We start from the raw sequence: 6,744 nt of genomic DNA, 5'->3' as shown, positions 1-6,744 counted from the left end.
GGTTTTTCCGCCTCTGCCCGCATCCGCGCGACGGTGTCGAGGAACTGCTCGAAGGTGATCGTGTTCGGGTCGTCCGTGTCGGGACTGCCGCCTGCCGCGCGCACGTGGGTATCGTGGAGCTCCTGCGCGAAGGGCTCGAGCTGCCGACGGCTCTCGAGCCGGCGCCCGCGATAGACGCAGAACTTGTTGAGATAGGCGCTGATCGCACGCGACGCCGGATGCCGTGCAAGGATCACGGAGGTCAGCCCGTGCCGCCTTATCGCCTCGCGGCAGCGGTGACCCGGCGCGCTATGCAGATGGAAATGGAGCTTCTTCTGCGGTCGCTCGGCCATGTTGTCGGCCAGCATCTCGAAGAGCGTCGTGCAGGCCGCTTTCTGAGACCAGAAGAAGACGGCGCCATGCGTCCTGTCGATGTACCCGCGCCAGCCCACTGCCTCTCCCTCGATCGGGCCGTCGCGTAGCAGAGCGCGCAGGCACCGGCAATCGTGTCAAAGGGTCAGTCGTTTATGATGTCCCGATAGTAGCGCCGCAGCAGCAGCAGACCGAGCGCGAAGGTGACACAGGCGACCGCGAAGACATAGATCAGCGACACGTAGTTCGCATCATACGTGGCGTAGATCCCCTCACGGCTCTGCCCGACGACGTGTATCAGCGGGTTCCACCACAGCCAGTCCTGGAACGGCTGCGGCACATCGTCGAACAGGAAGAAAATGCAGGAAATGATGAAGAGCGGGCGCGTCAGGATCGCCCAGATCCGCTCCCAGGTGGGGAAAACGGACAGCAGATAGCAGTTGAGCGTCCCGATCCCCAGCCCGAGGCTGATCGTCATGGCGAAGCTCAGGGCGACCAACGGCGGATCGAGAATCACGTCGAGGCGATAGATCTGGATGATACCGGTCAGCACGACGACCCAGACCATGATCTGGGTTATGCTGTTGAGCAGCACGCGCGCGATCAGCGCGTCGACGAACGTCACGCCGGGATAGGCCAGCAACTGCCGCGAGAAGCGAAGCGCGACGGATGTTTTCTGGCTGATATCCATGTAGGCGACGAAGGGCAGCATGCCCGTCGCATAGAACAGCGGAAAGTTGGTGCCGATGCCGGGCGAGCGCAACATGAGCGAGAAGATGAACGTCAACAGGATGATGCCGCCCACCGGCTCGAGAATCGCCCAGAGGTAGCCCAGCGCCGAGCGCCCGTGCGTCGAGGCCATCTCGCGCAGCATCAGCGCCGCGACCGTGCGCGGCGTGCCCGGCCGAAGCGGCCGCCGGCCGCGGCCTTCCGGCAGCTCGGGAAGCTCTGATTGCGGGGCCTGCGTGTCTACCATATCTTCGCCACACCTTAGCACGGGCCGCCGGCCGACGCACAAGCGGCCCCACGCCAAACAAGAAGGTTTCGCCGTGACAGACGCCAAGAAGGCCTCGCCCGACGCTCCGACGGACGGCAGGGGGGTGGTGACCGGAATGCCGGGCAAGGGCAAGCCGGAAGGCCGCACCGGCGGCAAGGGGGGCAAGGCGCCGTCGTCGCAGCAGTCGGACGCGCCACCCGTCCCGCCCGTCGCCCGGCGCGCGCGGCTGAAACTGCGCCATTACGTGCTCATCGCCTTCTTTCTCGCATGGGTCGTGGTACCGCTCGGCCTTGCGGCGGCGTATCTCTACATGGTCGCCGACGACCAGTACGCGAGCCAGGTCGGCTTCTCGGTGCGCACCGAGGAGGTCGGGTCGGCCGTGGAACTTCTGGGCGGCATCACCGAGCTCTCCTCCTCGAGCTCCTCCGACACCGACATCCTCTACGAATTCATCCGCAGCCAGAAGATGGTGCGGGCCGTACAGGAGCGGATCAACCTCAGGGATATCTACGTCAACACGGATGATCCCGTGTTCGGCCTCGGCAGCGACGTCCGGATCGAGGCACTCGCGGATTACTGGCAGCGCATGGTGAAGGTCTTCTACGACCGGGCGAGCGGTCTGATAGAGGTTCGCGTGCTCGCCTTCGCCCCCGAAGATGCCCACGCCATCGCCACGGCGATCTTCGACGAGAGCAGCGACATGGTGAACGGCCTCTCGACCATCGCCCGCGACGACGCCACTCGATACGCGCAGGAAGAACTGGATCGTTCCATCGAACGGTTGAAGGAAGCGCGCACCGCCATGACGGATTTCCGGTCGCGCACGCAGATCGTGGACCCCTCGGCCGATATCCAGGGCCGCATGGGCCTGCTGAACACGCTCCAGCAGCAGCTCGCCGACGCGCTGATCGAACTCGACCTGCTGACCGAGAACGCGCCGCAGGACGACCCGCGCGTCGTCCGCGCGCGCGAGCGCGTCGACGTGATCCGGACCCGCATCCGCGCAGAACGCGCGCGGTTCGGCAACACCCCCCCAGAGGACGCACCGGCGATCGGCGCCGGCTTGGGGGACACGCCGCCGGCAGAGGCGCCGGCAGATGCCTATTCGACCCTCATCGCGGACTATGAGTCACTTGCCGTAGACATGGAGTTCGCTGAAAAGAGCTACCTGTCGGCGCTCGCCGCGTACGACACCGCCGTCGCGGAGGCGCAGCGCAAGTCGCGCTATCTGGCCGCCTATCTTGATCCGACCATGCCCGAGACACCGCAGTACCCGCGCCGGGTCATGCTTCTTGCCCTCGCAGGCGCCTTCCTTCTGGTGAGCTGGTCGATCATCGTGATGATCTATTACTCGCTGCGCGACCGGCGCTGACGTGCGGCTTTCGCGATGATCGAGCTACGCAACGTGACCAAGGTTTTCGTGCTCAACGGCCGGCGCAAGGTGATCGCGGATGGCATCAACGCCCTGTTCCCGCGCGGCAAGGCGGTTGCGGTCCTGGGGCGGAACGGCGCGGGCAAGTCGAGCATGCTCAAGATGATCTCGGGCTCGATGGACCCCGACAGCGGCGAGGTGGTCACGCATGGCACGGTGTCCTGGCCGGTCGGCTTCGCCGGAAGCTTCCACCCGGAGCTGACAGGCGTGCAGAACACCCGCTTCATCGCCCGCGTCTACGGCGTGGATTCGGACGAGTTGACCCGCTTCGTCGGCGATTTCGCGGAACTCGGCGCGCATTTCGAGCTGCCGGTGCGCAGCTATTCCTCCGGCATGAAATCGCGCCTTGCCTTCGGCGTTTCGATGGGAATCCACTTCGACACCTATCTCGTCGACGAGGTCACGGCGGTCGGCGATGCGTCGTTCAAATCCAAGAGCGAGCGACTGTTCAAGAAGCGGCTTCAGAACAGCGGCGCCGTCGTGGTCACCCATCAGCCCGGTCAGGTCCGGCGCCTTTGCGACCGCGCCGGCGTGCTCGAGAAAGGCCAACTGCACATGTACGACGACGTCGAGGACGCGCTCGCGCACCACAAGAGCCTCATGCAGGGGCGCGCCCCATGACTCGAACGTGCCTCAGACGTCCGCGGCCTGCAGGGTGTTGTCGTAGCCGAACTGCTTGCGCAACAGCCGGTTCTGCTCGCTGAACAGGTCTTCCAGCCAATCCCGGCGCTCCGGTGTCCGGCCCGCGTCGGGCAATCCGGCGTTGTGGAAGGCCGCGCGGAAGGTTGCACGGATATCAGCGTCGGCAATGCCAGGGTCGCGCATCATCGCGGCGATACGGTCGCAATCCTCCATGCGCAGGGACCGGTTGCTACGGGAAGGGTGCAGCTCCCAGTTCATCCCCTCGTCCTCGCCGAGCAATCCTTCCATGACCGGCCGGATGTCCCTGTGTCCCGCGAGGATCAGCGACGGATCGGGAAAGCGCTTGCTCCAGTTTCGCAGGAAGGCGGCCGGCTTGAGGTTGCGGACCCGTCGCTCGGCGAAGGCGCGCAAGTCCCGCCCCTCGTAGGGGTTCCGCGAGGCCAGATAGGTCTCGAAATGCTGCTTCATGAACTGCGAATAGTCGCCGAAGACGAATTCGCTGAACGGCCGCAGGAAGGCGACGACCTGAACCTCGAGTCCCGCAGCCGGAGCGAGCTCCGCCAGCGCATCCCCGCGCCTCGGCTGCCCGTAGAGATCCTCGTGGCTGAGCACGACGGTCCCGGCCCCCTCCGCGAACCATCCCTCGACCGTTTCCCGCGACACGGACGCGAGCGCCGCGGCGTTGCCGGGGTGCGTGCCCCCGTCATGCGGATAGTGAATGCCGCGCGCCGAGAGACGATCCCGGTTCTGAAGCATAACCTGCTGCAGGTAGGTCGAGCCGCACTTGGGCGATCCGATATGCAGAACGATCCGGCGGGTCACGTCATCGACCTTTCATGTCTTGTGTCGCAGGCGCCAGCGCCGTGGACAGGCGATCCAGCATCGTGTCGAAGGGAAGCCCAAGCTGCCCGAGGTCGATGCGACGCTCCTCGTCGCTGACCGGCCCCATGCCCCACGCACGTCGCAACCCGCCCGTCAGCGCCTCGACCGTCGGCTCGACCGAGAGAATCGCCGAGGTGAGCGTGCCAAGGTCCTTCGCCCCGAAGCGGTTGGCCACGACGCGCACGCCCGAGGCCGCCATCTCGATCGGCGGATGGCTCGGATGCGGCGAGTGCATCAGCGACAGCCCTATGTCCACACCACGCAGAAATACCGGGTAATCTTCCCACGGCAGCTTGCCGAGACTGCGCAGCACCACGCCCCGCGGCAATGCGACGTCGTCGTGGCGCAAGCCGACCGAGACCATCTCGATGTCGTCCGGACCGAGCTGCTCCGCCTCGATGAACCGCGCGAGCGCCTCGATCGCGGTGGGGTACATGTTGCGCGCCACCTCGGGGCGGCCGTAGAGCGCCAGCTTGCGCTTCCGTCCGTCACGCGGCACGCGCGCCCCCGCGGCATAGCGCGTCACGTCGATCGCCGGCTGGAAGGCCAGAGCGTCCGGACCCGCGAAAGCGAAACCGGACTGCGCGAAGTGCGCCCGCAGGGACTCCGTATTGAAAACCGGCTGGAATTCGAGCGCATAGCTCGCCATCGCATCGGCGTACTCCGATCCCCACGGATAGAACGCCGGCTCGAAATCCTGGATCAGGTAGACGAAACGCTGCTGAAGGTAGCCCTGGTGCCGGATGAGCCGATCCGCGACATGCGCGGACCACCATGCCGTGGCGACGAAACGGTCGGCGCGATGCGCCGGGATCGTGCCGTCCTTCACCCCGCAGTGCACGGTCACGCGCGTCGCGGCATCGCGGCCGTCGAGGCGCCTGCGCACGAAACGGAGCGAGGTCCCGCGCGACGAGATCGGGAGGTCCGTCGCGATGAACTGGACCCGATGGCCCCGCGCCGCGAGGCCGAGGCCGAGATCCAGCGCAGTCGCGACGCCTGCGAACACCTCGGCCGGGTTGAGCGTGGGCACCAGGACACAGACGGCCGGGTCATCGCGCGTGAAGTCCGGCCGCCATCGCGGGCGCTTGCGATCATCCACCAGCTCCGTATGCGCGACCGGCTTGCGTCGCGTTTCGGACGCAACGGCTTGCGGCGCCTCAGGGGGGAGGCCCGGCGACAGCGAGTACAACCGCTCATCGAACCTGTCCCGCGCATCATCGAGCCCGCCGGTCATCGTATCGCGCAGTATCCAGACCAGCCGCGCGACGCTGACAATCGCGAAGCCGCCGGCGATCCGGGCGAGCCCCATATGTCCGGTGAACATGAGGCGGGCGGAATCCAGGCCCAGCATCGCGGTGCCGCCGAACCGTTTCAGGAAGGGGCGCAAGGCGCCGAGACGCGCGCGCCCGTGCGGCACGCGCCCATCGGCGACGGCATCCACCATCCGGTTGTGGGCCGACTGCGCCAGATAGCGGGCCAGCGCGTAGCTCGCCGCCTCGCGGCGCAGCCACATCTCGTCAGCGCCCCGCATCCGCCGCAGAAGGCCCGGGCGCAACCACCCGGCCTGCCGATCGACGGCACCGATCGCGTTGGCATCGTGCTGCCGGTAATCGACCAGCGGCTCGCGCACCAGCTGCACGCCACCGAGCGCCGATGCCAGCAAGGCAAGCCAGAGATCGTGATAGAAGTGCACGCCGCTCTGCGCCGGGAAGGGCAGCGCCAGTTCCACCAGCCGCCGCCGCATCAGCGTCGTCATTCCGGTGACGTTGTTGCGGTAAAGCAGCCCGCGCAGTCCCGGCCGCCGGTGGCGCCGCTCGAAGCGGAACATCGACTCGTGCAGGACCGCCGCGCCGTCCTCCGACACGAGGCGCGCGTCGCCATGCACGAGGTCCGCACCGCTTTCGTCGAGCGCGGCCAGCCCCCGGTTCAGACGTTCGGGCTTCCAGATGTCATCCTGATCGCTAAGCGCGATGACCGCGTCCGGATCGTCCTTCGTGAGTTCCAGAGCCTCGGCGAGGCCGGCCTCGAAGGCCCGGACCGCGTCGAGCTGCTCGCCCGGATCGACGAGGGTCAGCGGCAACCCTGTCTCCCCGGCCATTGTCGTCACGAGAGGGCCCGATACACGATCGGAGATGACGGCGACGAGGAGGCTCGGCCTCTGCGTCTGCGCTGCCAGAGACTGCAGCTGCACGCGCAGATAGGCAGGGGTCGGCCGATGAACGGCCATGACGATAACGATCTGACGAGTCATGGACTCCCGCCGATGGCCCGGAGTTGGGCGCGTACAGGGAAGCGGTGTAGCCGCCGGGCCGGCGCCCCGCAAGCGCCGCAGGCGCAGGTGTGGCCCCGGCGTCAGGCAGGGACCGGCCTGCACCCTGTGTCGACGGCCCGACCGGGCGATGCGCCCGATGCCGTCCCCGCACTGCTCGCGGCCCGGGCC

At 67.1% G+C, this 6,744-nt stretch carries 6 protein-coding genes; 2 read left to right on the top strand and 4 right to left on the bottom strand.

The window, feature by feature from the left end; translation table 11 throughout:
- Positions 1-431 (bottom strand): sulfotransferase family 2 domain-containing protein (locus ACESL7_RS11315; protein ID WP_372893426.1); only part of this gene is annotated, 431 nt, incomplete at its 3' end.
- Positions 432-496: 65 nt separating this feature from the next.
- A complete protein-coding gene (locus tag ACESL7_RS11310; RefSeq protein WP_372893427.1) occupies positions 497-1,225 on the bottom strand; it encodes an ABC transporter permease in 729 nt (242 codons plus the stop codon).
- 175 nt (positions 1,226-1,400) lie between these two features.
- Here ACESL7_RS11310 and ACESL7_RS11305 point away from each other — a divergent pair, with 175 nt between their 5' ends.
- Both ACESL7_RS11305 and ACESL7_RS11300 read left to right on the top strand, forming a co-directional pair.
- Positions 1,401-2,720 (top strand): KpsE/RkpR family capsule polysaccharide export protein, encoded by a 1,320-nt coding sequence (locus ACESL7_RS11305; protein WP_372893425.1) that lies wholly within the window; start codon positions 1,401-1,403, stop codon positions 2,718-2,720.
- Between the two features lie 15 nt (positions 2,721-2,735).
- On the top strand, positions 2,736-3,401 hold the full coding sequence (locus ACESL7_RS11300) for an ABC transporter ATP-binding protein (RefSeq protein ID WP_372893424.1): 666 nt from the start codon (positions 2,736-2,738) through the stop codon (positions 3,399-3,401).
- A gap of 12 nt (positions 3,402-3,413) precedes the next feature.
- Here ACESL7_RS11300 and ACESL7_RS11295 read toward each other — a convergent pair whose 3' ends face one another.
- Both ACESL7_RS11295 and ACESL7_RS11290 read right to left on the bottom strand, forming a co-directional pair.
- A complete protein-coding gene (locus tag ACESL7_RS11295) occupies positions 3,414-4,244 on the bottom strand; it encodes a hypothetical protein (RefSeq protein WP_372893423.1) in 831 nt (276 codons plus the stop codon).
- A gap of 1 nt (position 4,245) precedes the next feature.
- Complete coding sequence (locus ACESL7_RS11290; protein WP_372893422.1) at positions 4,246-6,555, bottom strand: rhamnosyltransferase WsaF family glycosyltransferase; 2,310 nt, start codon at positions 6,553-6,555, stop codon at positions 4,246-4,248.
- Between the last annotated feature and the right edge of the window lie 189 nt (positions 6,556-6,744).

Origin of the sequence: Rhodosalinus sp., from assembly GCF_041685465.1 — a bacterium.
Taxonomy (GTDB): domain Bacteria; phylum Pseudomonadota; class Alphaproteobacteria; order Rhodobacterales; family Rhodobacteraceae; genus Rhodosalinus.
The sequence above is the reverse complement of the archived record's forward strand: the minus strand, read 5'-3'. Positions and strand labels throughout refer to the sequence as shown.